The organism is Streptococcus sp. FDAARGOS_256, from assembly GCF_002289235.2.
GTDB lineage: Bacteria > Bacillota > Bacilli > Lactobacillales > Streptococcaceae > Streptococcus.
Genome location: NZ_NTGM02000001.1, coordinates 601,694 through 622,518 on the forward strand (window position 1 = coordinate 601,694; position 20,825 = coordinate 622,518).

Annotated in this window: 23 protein-coding genes; 3 read left to right on the forward strand and 20 right to left on the reverse strand. The window is 39.5% G+C overall.

Features of this window, described 5'->3' with window-relative positions; all coding sequences use genetic code 11:
* Positions 1–7: 7 nt before the first annotated feature.
* Both A6J84_RS03130 and A6J84_RS03135 read right to left on the reverse strand, forming a co-directional pair.
* Positions 8–427 carry an EVE domain-containing protein gene (locus A6J84_RS03130; RefSeq protein ID WP_001138498.1) on the reverse strand — a complete coding sequence of 140 codons (420 nt, stop codon included), beginning with the start codon at positions 425–427 and terminating at the stop codon, positions 8–10.
* Positions 420–881 (reverse strand): MarR family winged helix-turn-helix transcriptional regulator, encoded by a 462-nt coding sequence (locus A6J84_RS03135; RefSeq protein WP_095726027.1) that lies wholly within the window; start codon positions 879–881, stop codon positions 420–422. The genes A6J84_RS03130 and A6J84_RS03135 overlap by 8 nt, the downstream gene beginning before the upstream one ends.
* A gap of 146 nt (positions 882–1,027) precedes the next feature.
* Between A6J84_RS03135 and A6J84_RS03140 the strand changes: the two genes are divergently transcribed.
* From A6J84_RS03140 to A6J84_RS03150, 3 genes are all read left to right on the forward strand, one after another.
* Complete coding sequence (locus A6J84_RS03140; RefSeq protein WP_049478250.1) at positions 1,028–1,837, forward strand: Cof-type HAD-IIB family hydrolase; 810 nt, start codon at positions 1,028–1,030, stop codon at positions 1,835–1,837.
* 140 nt (positions 1,838–1,977) lie between these two features.
* On the forward strand, positions 1,978–2,886 hold the full coding sequence (locus tag A6J84_RS03145) for an ATP-binding cassette domain-containing protein (protein ID WP_049479618.1): 909 nt from the start codon (positions 1,978–1,980) through the stop codon (positions 2,884–2,886).
* Positions 2,887–2,896: 10 nt separating this feature from the next.
* Positions 2,897–3,649, forward strand: coding sequence for an ABC transporter permease (locus A6J84_RS03150; RefSeq protein ID WP_095726028.1), 753 nt, complete (start codon positions 2,897–2,899; stop codon positions 3,647–3,649).
* A 38-nt stretch (positions 3,650–3,687) separates the two neighbouring features.
* On the opposite strand, the gene A6J84_RS03155 is transcribed toward A6J84_RS03150, so the two are convergent.
* From A6J84_RS03155 to A6J84_RS03240, 18 genes are all read right to left on the reverse strand, one after another.
* Positions 3,688–4,566, reverse strand: coding sequence for a sensor histidine kinase (locus tag A6J84_RS03155; RefSeq protein WP_095726029.1), 879 nt, complete (start codon positions 4,564–4,566; stop codon positions 3,688–3,690).
* Entirely contained in the window at positions 4,566–5,264 is a 699-nt protein-coding gene (locus A6J84_RS03160; protein ID WP_038806104.1) for a response regulator transcription factor, read from the reverse strand. The genes A6J84_RS03155 and A6J84_RS03160 overlap by 1 nt, the downstream gene beginning before the upstream one ends.
* A gap of 106 nt (positions 5,265–5,370) precedes the next feature.
* The gene (locus A6J84_RS03165) at positions 5,371–6,108 is read right to left on the reverse strand and encodes a TraX family protein (RefSeq protein ID WP_038806103.1); all 738 of its coding nucleotides are present in this window, start codon (positions 6,106–6,108) and stop codon (positions 5,371–5,373) included.
* A gap of 144 nt (positions 6,109–6,252) precedes the next feature.
* Complete coding sequence (aguB, locus tag A6J84_RS03170; RefSeq protein WP_038806102.1) at positions 6,253–7,128, reverse strand: N-carbamoylputrescine amidase; 876 nt, start codon at positions 7,126–7,128, stop codon at positions 6,253–6,255.
* A gap of 9 nt (positions 7,129–7,137) precedes the next feature.
* Positions 7,138–8,223: an agmatine deiminase gene (aguA, locus tag A6J84_RS03175; protein WP_095726030.1), complete on the reverse strand. Its 1,086-nt coding sequence runs from the start codon at positions 8,221–8,223 to the stop codon at positions 7,138–7,140.
* Positions 8,220–9,347, reverse strand: coding sequence for a carboxynorspermidine decarboxylase (nspC, locus tag A6J84_RS03180; protein WP_095726031.1), 1,128 nt, complete (start codon positions 9,345–9,347; stop codon positions 8,220–8,222). Before nspC ends, aguA begins: the two co-directional genes overlap by 4 nt.
* On the reverse strand, positions 9,347–10,606 hold the full coding sequence (locus A6J84_RS03185; RefSeq protein ID WP_049518684.1) for a saccharopine dehydrogenase family protein: 1,260 nt from the start codon (positions 10,604–10,606) through the stop codon (positions 9,347–9,349). The genes nspC and A6J84_RS03185 overlap by 1 nt, the downstream gene beginning before the upstream one ends.
* Positions 10,603–11,463 (reverse strand): polyamine aminopropyltransferase, encoded by an 861-nt coding sequence (gene speE, locus A6J84_RS03190; protein ID WP_000366719.1) that lies wholly within the window; start codon positions 11,461–11,463, stop codon positions 10,603–10,605. Before speE ends, A6J84_RS03185 begins: the two co-directional genes overlap by 4 nt.
* On the reverse strand, positions 11,464–12,924 hold the full coding sequence (locus A6J84_RS03195) for an aminotransferase class I/II-fold pyridoxal phosphate-dependent enzyme (protein WP_049518682.1): 1,461 nt from the start codon (positions 12,922–12,924) through the stop codon (positions 11,464–11,466). It abuts the gene before it with no gap.
* A 614-nt stretch (positions 12,925–13,538) separates the two neighbouring features.
* Complete coding sequence (locus tag A6J84_RS03200) at positions 13,539–14,093, reverse strand: hypothetical protein (protein WP_049518680.1); 555 nt, start codon at positions 14,091–14,093, stop codon at positions 13,539–13,541.
* Positions 14,094–14,271: 178 nt separating this feature from the next.
* A complete protein-coding gene (locus tag A6J84_RS03205) occupies positions 14,272–14,778 on the reverse strand; it encodes a YfbM family protein (protein ID WP_049518678.1) in 507 nt (168 codons plus the stop codon).
* Positions 14,779–14,869: 91 nt separating this feature from the next.
* Positions 14,870–15,052 carry a hypothetical protein gene (locus A6J84_RS03210; RefSeq protein WP_049518676.1) on the reverse strand — a complete coding sequence of 61 codons (183 nt, stop codon included), beginning with the start codon at positions 15,050–15,052 and terminating at the stop codon, positions 14,870–14,872.
* Positions 15,053–15,073: 21 nt separating this feature from the next.
* Positions 15,074–15,949 carry a DUF4300 family protein gene (locus tag A6J84_RS03215; protein ID WP_049518674.1) on the reverse strand — a complete coding sequence of 292 codons (876 nt, stop codon included), beginning with the start codon at positions 15,947–15,949 and terminating at the stop codon, positions 15,074–15,076.
* 157 nt (positions 15,950–16,106) lie between these two features.
* Positions 16,107–17,846: a glycoside hydrolase family 13 protein gene (locus A6J84_RS03220; RefSeq protein WP_049518672.1), complete on the reverse strand. Its 1,740-nt coding sequence runs from the start codon at positions 17,844–17,846 to the stop codon at positions 16,107–16,109.
* A gap of 204 nt (positions 17,847–18,050) precedes the next feature.
* A complete protein-coding gene (locus A6J84_RS03225) occupies positions 18,051–18,707 on the reverse strand; it encodes a hypothetical protein (protein ID WP_049518670.1) in 657 nt (218 codons plus the stop codon).
* 142 nt (positions 18,708–18,849) lie between these two features.
* A complete protein-coding gene (locus A6J84_RS03230; protein WP_049518668.1) occupies positions 18,850–19,341 on the reverse strand; it encodes a phosphoribosylanthranilate isomerase in 492 nt (163 codons plus the stop codon).
* Between the two features lie 64 nt (positions 19,342–19,405).
* Positions 19,406–20,287 (reverse strand): diacylglycerol/lipid kinase family protein, encoded by an 882-nt coding sequence (locus A6J84_RS03235; protein WP_095726032.1) that lies wholly within the window; start codon positions 20,285–20,287, stop codon positions 19,406–19,408.
* Positions 20,288–20,459: 172 nt separating this feature from the next.
* Entirely contained in the window at positions 20,460–20,819 is a 360-nt protein-coding gene (locus A6J84_RS03240) for a hypothetical protein (RefSeq protein WP_000841612.1), read from the reverse strand.
* Positions 20,820–20,825: the final 6 nt, after the last annotated feature.

The window sequence follows — 20,825 nt, forward strand, 5'->3', positions numbered from 1 at the left end:
AAATCAATCATACTCCATCATCCACTTTCATATGCTGAAAAATATAGAGGAAAAAGTCTTTGGAAACTTCAAAATGCCCATAACGAAGTCGAGAAGTATAGTCTTTCCATTCAGGATGTTGTCTGGCTATTTCTATGAAGCAATCTTTGACTGGCTGATAATACTCAACATTTCGTCTAAAGGGAAAGAATCCTTCAAACTGCTCTACTTGATAGGCTTTATCATCTGTAATTTTACCCACGGCCACAAAAGCCTGTAACTTATCTTGACCATTCATATCGTATTTTGGGCTATAGTATAAAAGATAGTCACCTTTTTTCATACGATTTAAGGGGCCACCCTTTCCATGACAGACCTGGCAAAAATTCCCTTCAACTCCTCTTAAAACATGGTTCTTCGAAACAACTCCTACCCAATATCTAGGCATTTTTATCCTCCAACTCTATTAACATGCGATTAAAAACTTCTCTATTGTTAGATAGTTTTTCAAAAAATTCTTCATCAATCCCTTCTACTAAAGGTAAAGCTTGATTGACCTTCTCCGCGCCAGACTTCGTCACTGAAACCAGTTTTGCCCGACTATCCTTTGGGTGTTGATCACGTTTAATGTAGTCTTTCTTCTCCAGTAGTCTAACAATCTGGGAAACCGTCATGACATCCATACCAGTGAACCGAGCAATATCAACTTGCGTTACATATTCCTCTCTATTAGACAGAAACAAGAGCGAGGTTAAAACGATAAATTGAGGCAGAGTGAGACCAACTGATTTCAAGACTCTTTTTAAGTTGCTTTCCCACTTGTTGTAGACTTTGATGAAAAGAAGACCTGTAGACTCTGTTTCATCATTTTTGTAAATTGAATTAAAGTGATACTTTGACATTATTTCTCCTTGAATATTAAGTATACATATTATATAAGAATTTACTTTGTTTTTCAAGAAAAGGAAAGTCAAATGTTACAATTCTGTCAGACATTTCATAGTCTATATGCTATAATAAAAGCAAAACACCTAGAAAAGGAAGTCTTATGATTAAACTACTAGCCTTGGATATGGACGGAACCCTCCTTAACGAAGCCAAGGAAATCCCACAAGCCCACATCACTGCCATTCACCAAGCCATTGAAAAAGGTGTCAAACTGGTTCTCTGTACAGGTCGCCCGCTTTTCGGTGTCCTTCCTTACTACAAAAAACTGGGACTGGACCTTCAGAATGAGTATGTCATCGTCAATAACGGTTGTTCAACCCATCAGACCAGTGACTGGAGTCTAGTGGACTGGCAAGAACTCAGTCCAGCTGACATCGAATACCTCTATGACCTAGCAGAAAAAAGCGACGTTCAGTTGACTCTTTTTGATGAGAAACATTATTTTGTCCTCGGTGGCAAGCCTAATCAAATTGTTCAAAATGATGCCAAGCTAGTCTTTTCGGACCTGACTGAAATCTCCCTTGAGGACGCGACTAGTGGCAAGTATCGGATGTTCCAAGGTATGTTTTTAGGAACAAAAGAACAAACAGACGATTTTGAGCAGCGGTTCGCTGAGGAACTCTGCCAACGATTTAGCGGCGTTCGTTCGCAGCCAGTCATTTATGAAGCGATGCCACTTGGAACTACCAAGGCTACTGCTCTTTCTCGACTAGCAGCGATTTTGAAGATCGAGCCCTCAGACATTATGGCCATGGGCGATGCCAATAACGATATCGAAATGCTTCAGTTTGCAGGACTTGGCATTGCTATGGGAAATGCCAGCGACCATGTCAAATCCTTAGCCAATGACGTTACAGCCAGCAATGAAGAAGAAGGTGTTGCGCGTGCCATTGAGAAGTATATTTTATAATTGAGAAGCCCAGTTCATGTCAACTGGGTTTTGTTTTTTTAGAATCACAAAACTTTAGAAACTCTTTAGAATTACTTGATATTTCTTTGATTTCTATACCTTATACTAAAGTTAGTAAAACAAATCAAAAGGAGAAAATCATGAAAACAGTACTCGAAATTCATGGACTGACCAAACAATTTGGCCAACAAGCTATTCTTCAAGATCTTAGTCTAACCATAAAAGAGGGAGATATTTATGGACTAATCGGAAAAAACGGAGCTGGTAAAACTACTCTTATCAAAATCATTACACAATTATTGTTTGCGGACAAAGGTACAGTTTCCCTCTTTTCTAGCAAAGAACAAAATGAGTGGACCAAGGCTTTATCACGAGTGGGTTCTGTTATCGAATCACCTGTAGCCCATAATCACTTAACAGCTTATCAAAACCTTAAATATTATTGTATGATACGTCATATTCCAAATGCTGATAAGGTGATTCATGAAACCTTGGACTATGTTGGCTTGTCAGATACAGGGAAAAAAGTCTTTCGTGATTTCTCACTAGGAATGAAACAAAGACTTGGCATCGCCATTGCCCTCCTATCAAAACCCGACTTCCTGATTCTTGATGAACCTATTAACGGTCTCGACCCAATTGGAATCAAAGAATTTCGTCTCATGATCCAGCGGCTCAATCAAGAAAAAGGCATAACTATCCTCATCTCTAGCCATATCTTGTCAGAACTCTATCTCTTAGCTAATCGCTTTGGTATTCTGGATCAAGGTAAGATTATCCGTGAAATTAGTAAAGCTGAGTTTGAAACACTGAGTGAGGATTATATTGTGCTTAAAACAAGCGATAAAGAAAGAGCTTGTCAGGTATTGAAAGAACAAATCCAGCTCCAGTTTAAGGTTGTCAATCCTGAAAATGAAATCCATATCTTTGGTAATGAACAAGATGTCAAACAGATTCTTAAGCAACTAACTTTGGCCGATGTTGCTATTGATGAGATATACTTTGCCCGTCAAAACCTAGAAGAATACTTTACCCAATTGGTAGAATAGGAGAAAAATCATGATACATACCATTCAAGCAGATTTTTACCGTCTTTTCCGCTCCAAAGGATTCTGGATTACAGAATTCATTCTCTTTGTACTTATGTTACTGGGTGCTACTATTGGCGCTACAGGGCATCTAATGTCCGTTCAGTCAGCACCACCTGAGCTTCCTACCCATGGTTGGAATGGGATAGAAGCTCTAATCAACGCGTCAAATAACGGCTCAAACCTCGTTTTCCTCTGTATTATTCTAGTATGTTTAGTTCTTGGGGTTGACCTAATCGGCAAGCTTTATAAAAATAGTTTGACAGTCGGCGTTTCTCGTACAGAATTTTTCCTTGCTAAATTCTTTGTACTAGCAAGCATCGCTCTCTTACAACTCATCACCAGTCTTGTGATTGCCTTTATTCCCGCGACTCTACTAAATGGACTTGGTACGATACCTGATGGTTTTGTTACTAATCTCCTCTTGACGATTTCCCTTCAATTTCTATGCCTTCTCGCTTGGCTTTCGATTGTCTCCTTTATTCTCTACCTAACTCATTCTTATCTTGCCGTATTTATTGGTTATCTGATTAGCTCTATTGTCGTTTCTATTCCAATTCTTGTTTTCCCAGACATTGAAATTCTACGATATTTAATTCTAGATTTTGCCTATGCTATGACTACTAATAGTCAAGCTATTCTCTATACCATCACGGTTTGCGTAACAGTCATACTTTTCTTCTCTTTCAGTGGACTGATTATTTTCAAGAAGAAAAGCTTATAAAAAGGACCTCCTCTAGGATATAGAGGAGGTTTCTTCTGTTAAAGATAAATAAAGACTGAAAACCATTCTCCATCAGTGGCTAGCTTCATTTCCGCTCCAAGAAGATGAACTAATTCCTCAGTAATATAGAGACCTAAACCAGAGGATTCTTCGGTATCCGACATATTTTCAGAATAAAAACGATTGCTGAGATTGTCTATATTCTTGATAGATTTTTTGACAAGATTATCAATTTCCAAAACAAGCCTATTTTCTTCCTTTTTCAAAGAAAGTCGAGCTTTCTCCTTACCGTGCTTGAGAACATTTCCAAGAAGGTTTTGTATAATTCGATCAAGCAAGTCCTCATCAGTCGCCGTTTTCAACCCTGGTTCAACATTAAAATCAAGAACAATCTGTGAAGATTGAAAAACGTCGTAATAAGCTAAAGTCTTTTTCGTTATAAAAGTTGATAAATCAAGTTCTTCCAGTTTTGGTTTGACTGCTCCTTCCATCAAATGACGGTATTCGAGGAGAGCCTCCAAACGTTTGGAAACCAAATCCTGATGATGAGCTATTTTTTTTAAGGTTTCTGCACTATTATCGGGATGTTTTATTAGTTGCTGAGTATAACCTGAAGCGATTGTCAAAGGTGTCCGAATATCATGAGCGATATTACTGATCGCCATATCTAGAGTGTGTTTTTCACGCTTCATGATTAGCTGGTTTTGCTCCACTTCTTGAAATAGATTCTCAATTTGGTTATGTAGACGCAAAATGGTCTTTGAAAAGAAATTTACACCGATCCTCTTCATGCTACCAGAGCGAATCTTTTCTTCGATTTGTCTGCTTAAATCTCTAATTGCTATATGATAGCGAATCAAAGAAATCGCCAAAATGATGTTAATGAGGAGCAATATAGATATCAAAATGTAAATCACTATTTGTCTCCTTTTAATCGAACACCAACTCCCCAAATGGTTTCGATGTACTCGTGATTTGGATCCAGTTGATGTAGTTTCTTACGGAGATTGCTTAGATGAGTGTTGAGCGTATTGTCTCCAGGCAGGTAACTTTCTTCCCAAATCAATTCATAGAGCTCTTCTTTGGTGAAGATCTTTTTAGGATGCTGGAGCAACATTTGGAGAATCTGGCACTCTTTCTTTGCAAGGCGAATGATTTCAGTTGCGTTACTTATTTCAAAACTATCCGCATCGAACTGGATATTTTTAAAGTCTTGTACGAAGTTATCAATTTCTCTTCGATTTCCTGACTGATGTTCCCCACTTTGGCGTAATTGCACGGTGACTCTGGCAAAGACTTCGTCCAAATCAAAAGGTTTTACTACATAATCATTGGCACCATCTAAGAGATATTGGCTGATGAGCTTTTTATCACCTAAAGCAGTAAGCATGATGACCGGAGTCTGACTCGTTTGTCGAATAGCTTGCAAGACTTGGTCACCATTTTTCCCAGGGAGCATGATATCTAGCAGAACGAGATCAATGCCACCTTTGTCAAATTGCATGATACCTTCTGTCCCAGAAAATGCTTGAATCACCTCGTGTTCCTCTGCAAGAAGGGTTCTTAAGATTTCCTGGATTTCATTATTATCTTCAACTACAAGTATGTTCGCCATAAACCTCGTCCTTTCTAAAACTATTATAACATGTTTTGTTAGGAATTCCAGATACAGAAAAGCTCCTCTCACATTTTAAGCAAGAAGGAGCTAATGAATATTGAATCTACTTAACCAAATAAGCAATCAAGGCTATAATCCATAAATGAGCTGGGTAGAAAATATAAAAGAAATATTTACTCCAACTAGTTTCTTTTCCTCGCTGTCCATTATACAAGGCCATAAAAGGAAAGACGGTGACAAAGAGCCAGTCAGAATTGAAAAGCATCATTTCCAGTGTTTGGTGCCAAGTGTCGTATATTTGGATGGAAGTCACTAATAAGAAAGCCCACAGAAAGGCATAGAGGAGATTTCGCAAGCCCTTGCGATTTCGACAAGAGTAACTAATCAAGAGAAATGGTAGCATGGTGATGCCACCCTCAGTAAAAAGACAACCGAAAATCAAGAGCCCAGCAAGCCCAATCCGACGCCACAACTTCTCCTTTTTATCCAACTTTTTTCTGGGAAAACCAATCCAAAGCATGGTGACACCGATGGCCAAAGTCAAGAAAATATTATTATTGACCATTACTCCTTTGGATGCAAATAGGGCGTTGAGTAGGCTATTTCCAGCAAACATGATAAGCGCCCAACTCCAAAGACGGATGAGGTAGTTTTTCAAATTTCGAGTATGGATGAAGCCTTCCATAGCCATATAGGCAAACCAAACTCCCACACAACGGGTCAAGGCGTGAAAGATACCTTCCCACAAAGGAGAAACGATTCCGGTAATATGCGGAATATGGTCTAGAACCATTACTGCCGCCATCAGATACTTCAACTGTGTCGCATTCCATTTTTTCATAATAAACCTCTTTCTTTTTTATCTACATAGAGTATAGCATACATTTCCGCGTATAATCGTACATCTATCTTACATTTAAAAAGCCTATCTTACATTTTTGTAAGACAGGCGTGAATACCAAAAATTTATTATGAAAGTTACCTTCTAGTCGGTAATTCGTTGGTACATTTCGGGTCTTCTATCACGAAACAGTCCCCAGTTGAGGCGCTCGCTTGCTCCCTTATCAAGGTCATAAGTTGCTAACAGAACAGCTTCTCCTTGTCTTTCAGCTTTCTCTAGAATAGCTCCTGTTTCATCCGTCATAAAGGAGGAACCGTAGAAGTCAAGACTGGAACTCTGTCCACCATTTTCCTCACTAGGAGTGACTTCTTCCAAGCCATAGCGATTGGCTGCAATAACTGGGACAATATTTGCTGCTGCGTGCCCTTGCATGGTACGTTGCCAGTGACCACAACTATCCGTATCTAAGATAGGCTCTGAACCGATAGCGGTTGGATAAAAGAGCAATTCAGCACCATTCAATGCAAGACAGCGCGCTGTTTCGGGGAACCATTGATCCCAACAGATACCGATCCCAATTTTAGCGTAGCGAGTATCCCAGACCTTGAAACCAGTGTTGCCAGGCGTAAAATAAAATTTTTCTTGATAATAATGATCATCTGGTATGTGGGTCTTCCGATAAACACCCAGCACTTCACCATCTGCATCAATGACGGCAATAGAGTTATACAAGACATTGCCATCTTTTTCGTAGAAACTAATGGGTAGAACAACTTCTAGTTCCTTAGCAATTACTTTAAAATGCTGAATGGCTGTATTTTCTATCACCGACTGGGCATACTGGTAGTAGTCATACTGGCGTTCCTGACAGAAATAAGGGCGTTCAAATAATTCAGGCAAGAGAATGATTTGTGCGCCTTGGTCTGCAGCTTGACGTACTAAATGCTCTGCTGTTTGGATATTTGTCGCCACATCCTTGGCGCATTGCATCTGGATCGCTGCAACTTTAACATTTCTCATCTTTTTCTCCTATTCTGGGATTTGTTGGGTGATACAGTGAATATTGCCACCACCTAAGAGAATATCTCTGGCTGGAATTCCTACGACCTTACGGTCTGGGAAACACTTGCTGAGGATATCTAGGGCCACTTGGTCGTTTACATCCTCAAACTGGGGCACTAAGACAGCCTTGTTGGCAATATAAAAATTGACATAGGAAGCTGCAAGACGTTCACCTGCATAGCGCTCTTCTTCCCCTTCTTCATAACTATAGCCCGGCAAATCCTCTTCGGTTACAACTTGATGAAGCGCTGGGATTGGAAGTTTATGAATAGTGAAGGAACGCCCTTTTGCATCCGTTTCGTTCTCTAAAAGCTCAAGGTCAGCTGCAGACATGGCATACTGGTGATCACTTTTATCGTCTGTCCAAGCTAAAACAAGCTCTGCAGGACCAACAAAGGCAGCAACATTGTCAACGTGTTCATTGGTTTCGTCCTGATAAATACCGTAAGGTAGCCAGATAACTTTTTCAGCGCCAAGGCTCTCTAATAAGGTGTTTTCGATTTCCTCTTTACTGAGATGAGGATTGCGACCAGCACTAAGTAAGCAGCTTTCAGTCACAAGAATGGTTCCTTGACCATCGCTGTGTATCGCTCCGCCTTCCAGTACAAAAGGTTGGGCATCGTAAACAGGCATTTCCAAGGCCTCAGCAAAACGACTGGCTACTTGGTCATCCTCTTCATAATCTTGATAAAGACCATCGACTTTACCACCCCATGCATTAAAAGACCAATCGACTGCCAACTTTTCTCTTTTATCATTGACGAGAATAGTCGGACCTGTATCACGCGCCCAGGCATCATTGGTAGGAATATCTAGATAAACAACCTTGTCTCCAAGATAGGATTGCGCTTCAGATAGATGGTCCTGCTCTACCAAAAGATAGACTCTTTCCCCTTCTGCTATGGTCTTGATAATCTGGCTAAATGCTCTTTTGGCAGCTTTTCCTTGAAAGGGCCATGAACCTGGTCGAGTCGGCCAGATCATGAGGGTACCATGATGGGGTTCATATTCTGCTGGCATACGAAAGCCTAATTTTTTTGGAGTTTCTATCATGATAATCTCCCTTTAAAGTCTTGATAGCCGAAGGCTTTGACTAAGCTGCAGTCCCCCTGCTCGTTCATAAGATAGAGACTTGGCAAGCCAATACCGTTAAAGGTATTATTTTTGACAAAGGAGTAAATAGCCATATCTTCAAAATAAAGTCTATCACCGATTTGGATTGGATTTTCAAAGCTATAATCGCCAATCACATCACCCGTCAGACAGGTATTGGAAGAAAGTCTATAGGTGTGGGCTTTTTCCTGAGCCTCAAAGCCATTTCTCAAAGGTGGTCGATAGGGCATCTCAAGTACATCGGGCATATGGCAGGTCGCAGAGGCATCTAAAACCAATATCTCCATACCGTTTTCTACAATGTCCAATACCTCCGTTGCTAGATAACCCGCATTGAGCGCAATGGCTTCTCCTGGCTCGATATAGACTTCAAGATTGTAAGTTTCTCGGATACGCTTGATTTCAGAAGTCAGCAAATCCACATCATAGTCTTCTCTCGTTATGTGGTGTCCTCCACCCATATTGAGCCATTTGACCTTATATAAATAAGGTCCAAACTGCGCTTCTACAGCTTTCAAAGTTGTTTCTAAATCATCTGCCCCCTGCTCACAAAGGGTATGAAAATGAAGACCATCTACTAAGTCCAGCAAATCACTCGGTATCTTGTCTAAAGTAACTCCAAACCGAGATCCCGGAGCACAAGGGTCATAGAGCGCGTGATCACCTTGGGTAGAACATTGAGGGTTGAGGCGCAAACCGACACTGATACCAGCCTCTCGGCAACGAGGACCATGTTTACGCAACTGTCTCTCTGAGTTGAAGACGATATGGTCCGTTATTTCCAGCAATTCCTCCAAGTCTGCATCCTTGAAAGCAGGTGCAAATACATGGACTTCCCCTGGAAACTCTTCTCGTGCTAGTTTAGCCTCATAGAGTCCACTAGCCGTTGTACCAGATAGATACTGGCTAATCATGGGGTAGGTTTTGTAGAGAGAATAAGCCTTCTGGGCCAGTAAAACCTTGCAGCCCGCTTCTTCCTGAACATATTGTAAAATACGGCAGTTGGCTTCTAACTTGGCCAAGTCAATGACATAAGCTGGTGTGGGTACTTGTTCTAACTTCATTAGTCCACCATTTGAGGGTTTTCAACCACAACCCAAGGCAAGCCGTACTCATTCAAAGCTTCCATAAATGGATCTGGATCCAACTCTTCAAGGTTGTAAACTCCAGGTTGTTTCCAAGTACCGTTCATAACTAATTTTGTTCCAATCATAGCTGGAACTCCAGTCGTGTAAGAAATAGCTTGGGAGCCAACCTCAGCGTAACATTCCTGATGGTCGCAAACATTGTAGATGTAGATGGTCTTTTCAACACCGTCTTTGACACCTGTAAAGATACAGCCGATATTGGTCTTTCCAACAGTGCGTGGGCCAAGGCTTGCAGGGTCTGGAAGCAAGGCTTTCAAAAATTGGATTGGCACAATGTCTTGTCCATTAAAGTTAATAGCATCCGTACGAAGGAGACCAACGTTTTCCAAGCATTTCATGTGCGTTAGATAAGATTGCCCAAAGGTCATAAAGAAACGAATGCGTTTAACACCTGGAATGTTTTTGGCAAGTGATTCGATTTCTTCATGGTGAAGGAGATACATGTCTTTCTGTCCAACTTGAGGGAAGTCATACTCACGCTTGATTGACATGGCTTCGACTTCGACCCATTTTCCATCTTCCCAGTAAGAACCTGGCGCAGAAACCTCGCGGAGATTGATTTCTGGATTAAAATTCGTCGCAAATGGATAACCGTGGTCACCACCATTACAGTCTAGAATGTCGATATAGTGGATTTCATCAAAGTAATGTTTGAGAGCATAGGCTGAAAAGACACTAGTCACACCTGGGTCAAAACCAGATCCAAGCAGAGCTGTCAAGCCTGCTTCTTTGAATTTCTCCTGATAAGCCCACTGCCATGAATAATCAAAGTAGGCTGTAAAACCAAGTTCCTTGCAGCGTTTTTCGTAGATGGCACGCCACTCAGGATCTTCTGTATCCTCTGCCTCGTAGTTAGCTGTGTCGATATAGTGAACTCCAGTCGCTAAACAAGCATCCATAATGGTCAAGTCTTGGTATGGTAAAGCTACGTTCAAAACGGCTTCTGGCTTGTAGCTTTCAATCAAGGCAATCACTTCTTCAACCTTGTCAGCGTCAAGAGCAGCTGTCTCAATCTTTGTACTTGTTTTGCCTTCCAGTTTAGCTTTCAAGTCATCACATTTTGACTTGGTACGGCTAGCAATCATAATTTCTTTAAAGGTTTCGCTATCTTGGCAAATCTTTGAAATAGCAACTTGGGCAACGCCCCCACATCCAATAACTAATAAACGACTCATTTTTTTCCTTCCTCTTCTTCTAAAATGTCTTCTACATACTTGGGCAACATAAAGGCCCCCACATGTAAGTTTGCAGTGTAGTATTCTGTGAAAAGCTGGCGTTTTCTCCAGCCTTCCTTGTCAAAATCTTTGACAGGGTGGTATTTTTTCGATGCAAATCCAAATAGCCAATAGCCAGCTGGACTGGTTGGGATGTGCGCCTGATAAACCCGACTGATTGGAAAGGCTTGATTGACCTTACGGTGCATACTTCGGCAAGCTGACTCATCTTCGTCAAAGAAAGGACTCCCATGCTGGTAAATCATGATCCCGTCTTCCTTCAGAGCTCTGTAACTGTTACCGTAAAATTCCTTGGTAAAGAGCCCTTCCGTATGTCCAAATGGATCTGTCGCATCGTTGATAATGATATCGTAATCATCCTCACAGTTTCGTAAAAAGCGTAAACCATTTTGGTAGTAAATGGTAACACGAGGATCATCTAGCCCTGCAGCAAAGTCTGGGAAATACTCACGACAAACCTCAACCAACATCTCATCTGGTTCTACAATATCGATTTGCTCCAGTTCAGGATAGAGGGTTAATACTTGGGCAACACCGCCGTCACCACCCCCAATAACCAAGACTTTCTTTGGATTTGGGTGGACAGCCATGGGAACGTGGACCGTCATTTCGTTGTAGACAAAATCATCCGCATCTGAAAACAAGACGTGCCCATTTAAAATCAGTATTTTCCCAAAAGCTGGCGTATCTAATACTTCGATATCCTGCCATTCACTCTTACCAGCGTAGAGTTGCTTGGCTGTTCTCAGGGACAATTTCACATCTGGAGTATGAACTTCAGAAAACCACAAATCCATCTAGTTCTCCTTTCTATCAATAACGTTGATGTGATTGACTTCTGGATCTTCCGTCCCTTGGAGGGAGCAACCACGTTCCTTGGCAAATTGGATATAGTCTACAATTTCTCGTGTAATCCGTTCACCTGGAGCCAAGATAGGAATTCCTGGAGGATAGCACATGACAAATTCCCCACAGACTTGTCCAACAGATTCGTCTAAGCTTAAACTTTTTCTTTCTGAATAAAAGGCTTCCTGAGGAGATAGGACTAACTCGGGCTGGATATATTCACCAGCAATCAAGTCCTTTCCATCTCTCGAGTAGAGCCTCTTGATGTCAGCCAAAGCACCGACTAAGCGCTCGATGTCTTGGATGCGGTCACCGATTGAAATATAAGCCAAGATATTGCCGATATCACCAAATTCAATTTGAATATCGTATTCATCTCGCAGGAGGTCATAAACTTCGATACCTGTTAAGCCAATACCCTGAGTGTAAACGGACAGCTTGGTTACATCAAAATCACAGACCGACACACCGTCTATTAACTCTTTTGAGTAAGCATAGTAACCACCGATAGCATTGATTTCACGACGAGCGTACTCGGATAGCTCAATGACTTTCTCAAAAGACTCTTTGCCACGAAGGGCTAAGTTACGACGTGAAATATCCAGACTAGCCATCAACAAGTAAGATGCTGATGTTGACTGGGTCAGGTTGATAATCTGACGAACGTACTCAGGATTCATCTGCTCCCCGATAAGCAGGATGGAGCTCTGGGTCAAACTCCCACCAGACTTATGCATAGAGACCGCCGCCATATCAGCTCCAGCATCCATAGCAGATAGTGGCAATTTATCTGTAAAATGCAAATGCGCTCCATGGGCTTCATCTACTAAAACCATCATGCCAGCTTCGTGAGCCATTTCCGTTAAACCCTTTAGGTCTGAACAAATTCCATAGTAAGTAGGATTGTTAATCAAAATGGCCTTGGCATCTGGATGCTCCTTAATTGCCTGCGCAACACGGTCATTTTCAAGACCTAAAGCGATGCCGATTTTAGAATCTACACTCATCTCGATATAGATGGGAATGGCACCACATAGAACCAGCGCATTGATAGCAGATTTATGGACATTTCGTGGCAGAATAATCTTATCTCCTGCCTTACAGGTCGAAAGAATCATGGTCTGAACTGATGAGGTTGTTCCCCCAATCATGAGAAAGGCATGGGCTGCACCAAAAGCATCCGCAGCCAGCTCCTCTGCATCCCGAATAATCGAAATAGGATGGCCGAGATTATCCAAGGGTTTCATCGAATTGACATCAATGCCAACACATTTTTCTCCTAATAGTTCGACAAGTTCTGGATTTCCTCGTCCACGCTTGTGACCTGGCACATCAAAGGGGACAATCCTTTTCTTGCGTAGCTTGACCAAGGCCTCATAAATTGGGGCTTGGTTTTGATCTAACTTCTTCAAGACATACTCCTTTACCGTATTTTTAGCACCTCAAAAAGATAAAGGCGCCTAAAGGTTGACTTATGAAAAAAGAGCAGGTTTTCACCTGCTCTGCAATCTTCTGACGTGTTTATTTTGGTTTCTGTTGAGTATGTCTGTTCCCGATGTTTCCTAACTCTCTAGTAGCAAATATTACGTACTTTATTGATCGTTTCACAAGATGACGTGTGCTTTCACCACACTAAAATTTATGAATTAGGACAAGCGTCCTAACATCAACTTATAAAAGTAGGCTTTTAACCCTATCAATAATGTGGCTTTTCAACCACGCTTCGGCATTCAACCCTGCCTGTCCGTAGGCATTTTTTACTCGGGTTTATATTTGCTAGAAAACATCATCTCATTTTCTAAGCCTTATAACTATATCATGTTTACAAGAGCTTGTAAAGTACTTTTTTTACTTTTTTGAGTTTTTTGTTCGCGAAATATCTTTCAACAATAAAAAGAAATCGCTTTAAAACATCATAGACATAAGAAAAAAGGAACTTCAAACATTAATTTGCTTTATTAATTCTTAAAGTATGACTTGATATTGTAAATCAGTTCTTTTCATCAGATTTTATAAATATTTCCTGCTAGGAAGTACGAATCAACTGCTCCAATTCTACTTCTGAAAGCTGACCTTGATTGTAGAGTTTTCTAAGTAAGTCCTCATCTACGGTAATTGAATAGTAATACGTCACAAACTCATGAAATCGCTCAAAACTGTCAAAGAAATAGGATAATAACCATTCACCACCGTCCTGATCTTGGTAGGTATTTTGATGCTCTTGATCGTCATACCAGATAAAGAAGGTTGTTTCATCTTTTTGCTCTTCTGAGTATAGGTTTTGATACTTTTCATCCAGTCCTTTATAAAATCCGTCTATGATGTCTTGATTCCACTCATCCGCAGCAAATTGGCTCAAACTACTTTCATGATCAAAGCCCTTTATAAGGATCATTTTATCAGTCAAAATCACATCTAGAGAATCACCAGAACCGTTGTTGATAAGGTAACGGATCCCATAGCTTTCCTCAGTCTTAACGATCAATCGAAGCCAGGTCTTGTTTGGATCTGTTCGATACTCATCAATGACAAGCAAGGCATCTAAACGCGTCTTTGCATTTTCCCATTCAATTTTTCCCATCTCTTTAATCCTCCATCTTAAAGTTTAAAATTTATTATGCTTACAAATTCTATAACCCATTTCTATCTATCCCGTCCGACTACACGGTGGAATATTTCATCCACCAGACAAATCATCAGGTGTTCGATTTTCTAAATGTGCATTCATCACGCACCTGACTAACAGTTGGTAAAAGTAGTTAACAAATAGTCACTAAGACATTCCCCTTGAGAGTTAAGATTTTCTTATAAAAGTCCTTCATTTTTACAAAGTAGGTTCGAATGTCATCCTTGATTTCTTCCTCTTCATCAAGATAATCCCAAATATCGGGATACAAATCGGCCTTCTTGCATGATTCCATGCTAAAGTCAGCCAGAGCCCTATCCATGTCAAAATTCTCTAAAGCTTGAACAATCTCAGCTATCTTTGACTTTTCAGTATAGGCTATATATTCTGACACATTTTCTAAAGGGGTCACTCCCAAGACAGCTTCTCTCAAAGGATCGTCATCCATAAATTCTGAACTACTAAAGCCTGTCATAACAAAGAGTAAGGCATCCCACATTTTGTCAATATCTATCAACGTCTCATTTTCCTTAGTAGAATCCTCGACTAAGTCAAGCAATTCCTCTTCCTGACGAGAATCTCGCATTATTTGGCTTAATTCATTGTCAGATAGATATCGATAATTAGCAATCATTCCCATAATGTTTCCTCCTATAAGTTCCTTAGGATAGCACTGATTTTACTAGTTCCCTTTCTTGAAAAGGCATAATACTGTTTTTGGACTCTCCTCCTTATTTCTCATTCTCATCTTCCGTCACTTCCCAGACTTCTGACTGATAGCCCTCACCGTCAATATCATAGCGCTGCATATAGCCTATAAATTTTTCCTTTTTATTTGCCTTACGAGGCTTGAGAATGTTTACAGCCCAGAATCCGATAAGAATGATAACTAAAAACGCTACTACTGTCTCCATACTGTTTCTCCCTTGCCTACCTTAATATCCTTCAACCCACTTTTCATTGTCCATGATGAAAGGCTTAGCTAGTCCGTCACCTGTGTAATCCGCATATTTGGTGGATAGATACTTGTAACAATCTTCCTTTCTCGTAAACTTAATAGCTTGATAAGGCTCTTCAAAAGTCAGTTTTTCTACAAATAAGAAACCATCATCAGCTGGCACTAAAACACCTACGTGTCCAACAAAAAGGAACTCTCCATCCAAATTATCATGCAACACAACAGACAACATCCGAGCTTTATCATTGAATTGAAACTGGGAGAAGAATTTCTCCATCTTCTGCGCGTGAACTTTTACATCCGTTGTCGCTTCCGTCTCCACCCTAGAAAATAGAATATCAAACTCTTCCTTATCTTTCGCGTCAAATAGATTTCCCTTATCGATAGCATCGTTATCCACAAAAAGTAGCTGGTCATTCTTTTCAAGTTTTGGGATCGTGACTGAATTTTTTAATAACGCATAGCTATTGATGCGGCAGTTGGTCCCGACAAAGTCACCCTTTCTTTGATTCCAGAGACTGCTGATTTTCTCTACATCGTATTCTGTCTTTGTAAAGGAAGCAAAATCACCACTTAAGCCAGTGGAACCGACAGTCGCATTATAGTCTGTGACAAGATTGAAAAATGCATCAACACTATTTGTATCCAAATGAGCTGATAAGAGTGATTTGACCTCTTTGATACTGACCTGATTGTTCAGATTGGTATATGAAGCCGTCCAAGGAACTTTATCTGAACTGGTCTGTATCTGATTTGTAGCTTCAGTGCTCGTATTATTTTGGTGACAAGCAGCCAATCCAAATAATAAGGGCAAGCACATTCCAAAGGCTACTACTTTTCTCGTTCGTTTCATGCAATTCTCCTTCTAGACTACAAGTCTCTTTTTCATTTAAATAGCATTCACTAATCATTCAGCTAGTAATCGTTGACTTAGCTATATTATACTACATAAGTCAAAAAAAAGACTGCACGAATCACCCATTCATCACAGTCTTTTTAAAGTACGATTTTTATCGGATTATAAATCCTTTAGGCAATATCACCAGTTGCTGGTCCAATTCTTGGTAATGACTTGCTAGCGCTACAGAATCACGGTCTACAAGATAGTTTTCAGTTGATTGGTTAAAAATAGCTTGGACTTTTTGTCCATCATAATCCCATGCTATAGATAAAACATCTGGCTTGATTTCTTCGAGAATAAATTTTCCATGCTGAATAATATCTGAAGCATCCTTGCGAAGCTGAATCAATTTCTTCATGAAATGAAGCATCTCATTATTGTCGGAAACACGTTCCCAAGGCATGACACGACGACAATCTGGATCTGGTCCTCCATCTAATTCTAACTCAGTCCCATAGTAGAAACATGGTGTCCCCCTTTGCAAAAAGAGGCAGGCGAGGGCAGACTTCACAAGTTGTCTATCTCCCTTGGCAGTAGCCAAAATACGCTCCGTATCGTGCGAATCCAGAAGATTAAACATCACTTCCGAAATCTGCTGTCTATAGTACATAGACTGGCTATTGATCTCATCGATAAATTGATGGGACTTCTTAACCCCACGCAAGAAATAATCCTTGATACTGTCAGAGAATGGATAGTTCATGACTGCGTGAAATTCATCGCCATTTAGCCAAGGCTGTGAAGTGTGCCAGACCTCTCCAAGAATATAAAGGTCAGGCTTTTTAGCCAGGACAGCCTTCCGGAAATCTCGCCAAAATTGGTGGTCCACTTCATTAGCCACATCCAAACGCCAAGCATCGATATCAAACTCTTCAATCCAGTAGGTCGCAACGCTCAACAAATAGTCCTTCACTTGAGGATTAGCCGTATTGAGCTTGGGCATATAGCTGGCAAAGGCAAAGGTATGATAAGGGAGCTTTCTTGGATTCCCCAGCTTATCCTTGGTCACTGGGAACTCTTGAACATGGAACCAATCTTTGTAAACGGAATCTTCACCATTTTTGAGAACATCCTGCCATTGTGGAGACTGATCCCCAATGTGATTGAAAACAGCGTCAAGCATGATTTTCATGCCTCTCTGATGGGCTTGGCCCACCAGTTTACGGAAAGTTTCCTTATCTCCAAAATGACGGTCAATTTCGAAATAATCTGTCGTATTGTACTTGTGATTGCTTGGGGATTCAAAAATCGGACAGAGATAAAGTCCTGTAATCCCCAAATCTTGCAAGTAATCCAGATGGTCAATAACACCTTGTAAATCACCTCCAAAGAAATCGCTCGTCTTTGGTTTGATAGAGGAATCCCAAGCTAGTGAACCTTCAGGTGAAATCTCAGGGTTCCCATTAGCAAAGCGTTCTGGGAAAATCTGATACCAAACTGTATCGGCCACCCAGTCAGGAATATGGCAAGCATCAATCCCATGAATATAAGGAATTTTAAATCCATTTCCTTCATAATGAAGATTTTCTAGCGTGTTTTCAACACATCCCTTATCACCATATAAAATACACTGACCTTGCTTATCTTTAAGTTCAAAGAGATACTGGAGTCGGGCATAGCCAACTGAAATCTCCACTTGCCAATAATCAAACAAAGCATCAGAAGTTACTTTACTCATTTCCTTACTATCTTCATAACGGTCCTCTATAAAGATAAAAGGATCTCCATAATGCAAGTTGATGGTTTCAATATCATCTTTCTTGGTTCGGAGGCGAATGTGCATTGTCTTGTCTTTATAAAGATAAGCATACTCCGACTCTGGTCTGTGGTAAATGGCTGTTAATTCCATTGTTCTGTCTCCTAGTTTACTTTTATTCACCTTGTTGCGCAAACGTTTTCATAATTGTGATTCTAGTATACTACTTTCTAATTTTATTTGCAAGGCTTGTTCGTAGTTTCGGACGGTTTGGTTCTAAAAATAAAAAAGTCTTATCTCTAAGACTTCTCATTATTAGACTTTTTCAAAAACTATTTAAATAGTTCATACTTAATTTTAAATTAGCTCTTTTAACCGTCCTTCTATTAGCTTGCCTCTCGAAATAATCATATTTTTTATATCTTCTTTTCCACTAATCTTATTAAATTTTTTGTTTGAATAATAATCGGTTTGAAAAGTCATCTCAATATATTCATCAAACGTCAAATCAAACTTAAATTCATTCCAACGATCTCTAATATGCTCTATCATCTTGTTCCAATCTTCTTGAAAAACTTTGTGACTAAATTGTAAACTTGGCTTTAATGGAACATTACCTGGAATAGGGGTAAAATTACCAATATAATGATATTTATATATAATATCACTATTATCTTTGGTCCTATAAGAAGGATTATATGCTGCCTTACCATTATTCATTACATCAAAGAGAAAACGAAAACTTTTCGTATCGCTTTGTACTGTTAAATGATACCTATTTATTAAATATGTGTACTCTTCGCCGAATTTCTTAGAAAGGTAACTGGAAACTATTTCTCCCCAAATTATCTGGCATAAAGGTGACTGTTCATAATCTCTAGCAGTCCATTCGTTATTGTCCTGAAAATTATAATCAACTAAATCATTTGCTTCAATATATTCAACAATTTCTTTAAGCCATAGCTCCTGATTTTTTTTCCAGAGCCATTCTGTTTTTTCTGTTAAAACTGACAAATCATTCCCTCCGATTTTATAAAAACACTAAATTAAGCACTATGTTATGAATAATACCTATTAATAAAATTTCTTGAAACGAATTAAATATTCTGAGATATCCATATTATTTAATTTTAAGGCGTTGTATAGAAAGACAGTTTTACAAATGTCTTTCCAGCCACTCAATCTTTTTAAAATCCTTATTGTTATTGTGGTTATTTCGATAGGAATCTTGGGAAGAAGCCTTGTAAATACTTAAATACTGTTCTAAACTTGGAACGCGAAAAGTGATGTTTTCGAGATGAATCAGCTCTATATCTGATTCCGAAACTCTTGCAAAATCAGGTAAAGAATCGATACTTCCGAATTCAACACTCAGACCATCTTTTTGGAATTCATGCTCATGAATATCTACCAAGGTATAGCCCAAGTGGTTCATCACTTTCATTATCTTGTCCCAGTCATAAATTCTGAGATGATCAGGTGCTTCCCAACCTCTAGGGTCACCAGCCACATGAATGTCAATGTCAGACGGCCCCCATTCTTCATTTGAACGGTATTCAAACCCCAAAGACCCCATGAGCGTCGGTGTGATTCCGACTTGGTTTAAATGAGAGCAAATTGTTCGAAATTCATCAAATAGAGAATTCATTCCTCCTCCAATCGTTGATATGAAACTTGATTTCATTGTAAAAAATAAACTATTTTTTTATCTTCTACTCTTTCGGTTTTGAAAACACTTCTACTCGCTGTGCTAGGACTTTAATTTCTACAGGTAGGTTATCCGATTTATCGCCGTCAACATCTGACTCCAATTCACTATCTGAAGAGATCTTAATATTACGCGCTCTGATATACTCAATATTATCATTTCCGACAACATCCCCTTTTAGTAAATCAGGAATGACGGATAATTTAGAGAATATAGAAGCATCTTTTAGAATCAAAATATTGGCATAGCCATCTTTGTCTTCTTCAAAGATTTTCTTATCAGCGAAGTAATTTGTCAAGAGAACCAAAACATGGCTAGCTTCACCAACATAATTTCCATTTTCTGTCTCAACCTTAATGTTAAAGACCTGATCCGTCATGACGGACTTCATGGTATTTACAGCATAGGCAAAGATACCAAATTTCGTCTTGTCCTCGATTTCAACATTGTGAATCGCCTCAGGCAGAGAACCGATACTAAAGATATAACCAAAATAGTTATCATTTGCTTTACCGATATCAATCTTATTGGTTAAGTTAAAATCGAGTTCATCTATCGCGCCATCAATGTCTTGATTGATTTCCAACAGTTTCGTAATGAGGTTACCCGTTCCACCAGGGATAATCCCTAACTTAGGAATGTAGTCTCTCTCAGCAATACCCGAAATGACTTCATTGACAGTCCCGTCTCCACCGAAAACAACCACTGCATCGTACTGCTCACGAGAGGCTTCCTCAGCAAAGTGTGTTGCATCCAGCGCTTTTTCAGTAATTTTGGTTTCCACGTGCTCAAAATAATCTTTGGCCTTATTCTCCAGCTTGACCTTATAATCCAAAGCCTTTTCCCCACCAGAGGTAGGGTTTATAATTAACATTGCTTTTTTCATTGATAATACTCCTTAATTTTTAAATAGAAATGTTAGTGTAACTACATCAGTCATTACATATAATGCTATTATATAATGAAACCTCAAAAAATAGAAATCAGACGTACCGGAGATTGAGAGAATCAGTTCTAAAAAAGGTTGGATATGTTGAAAATGATAAATACCTTCTAGTTTATTCTTTTACCAATCGATTAAAATCAACCAAATATAAAATCCCAGCAATAAGAGCAAAAATTGCTGAAAAAAATGAAAGGAAGGGGATAAAACCTGTGATAGATGCAACTAAAAGAAACAAAAAGCTTTTCTTACGACCATTTGATTCTTTTCTATAAATGAAAATTGCAAGTATGGAACAAACAAGAAATATAAAACTAATTAAATTTACTGAAAAAGCCCATGCTGGTTTATCAACAAAACGAAGAGCCCCATTGATAAATCTTATCTCCCATCTATAGAAAAATGCAAATGCAATTATGGGAGAGCACGTTAAAGCAAAAATTCCATTAAAAAAAAATAAACTGTTTGATTTCATATTCAA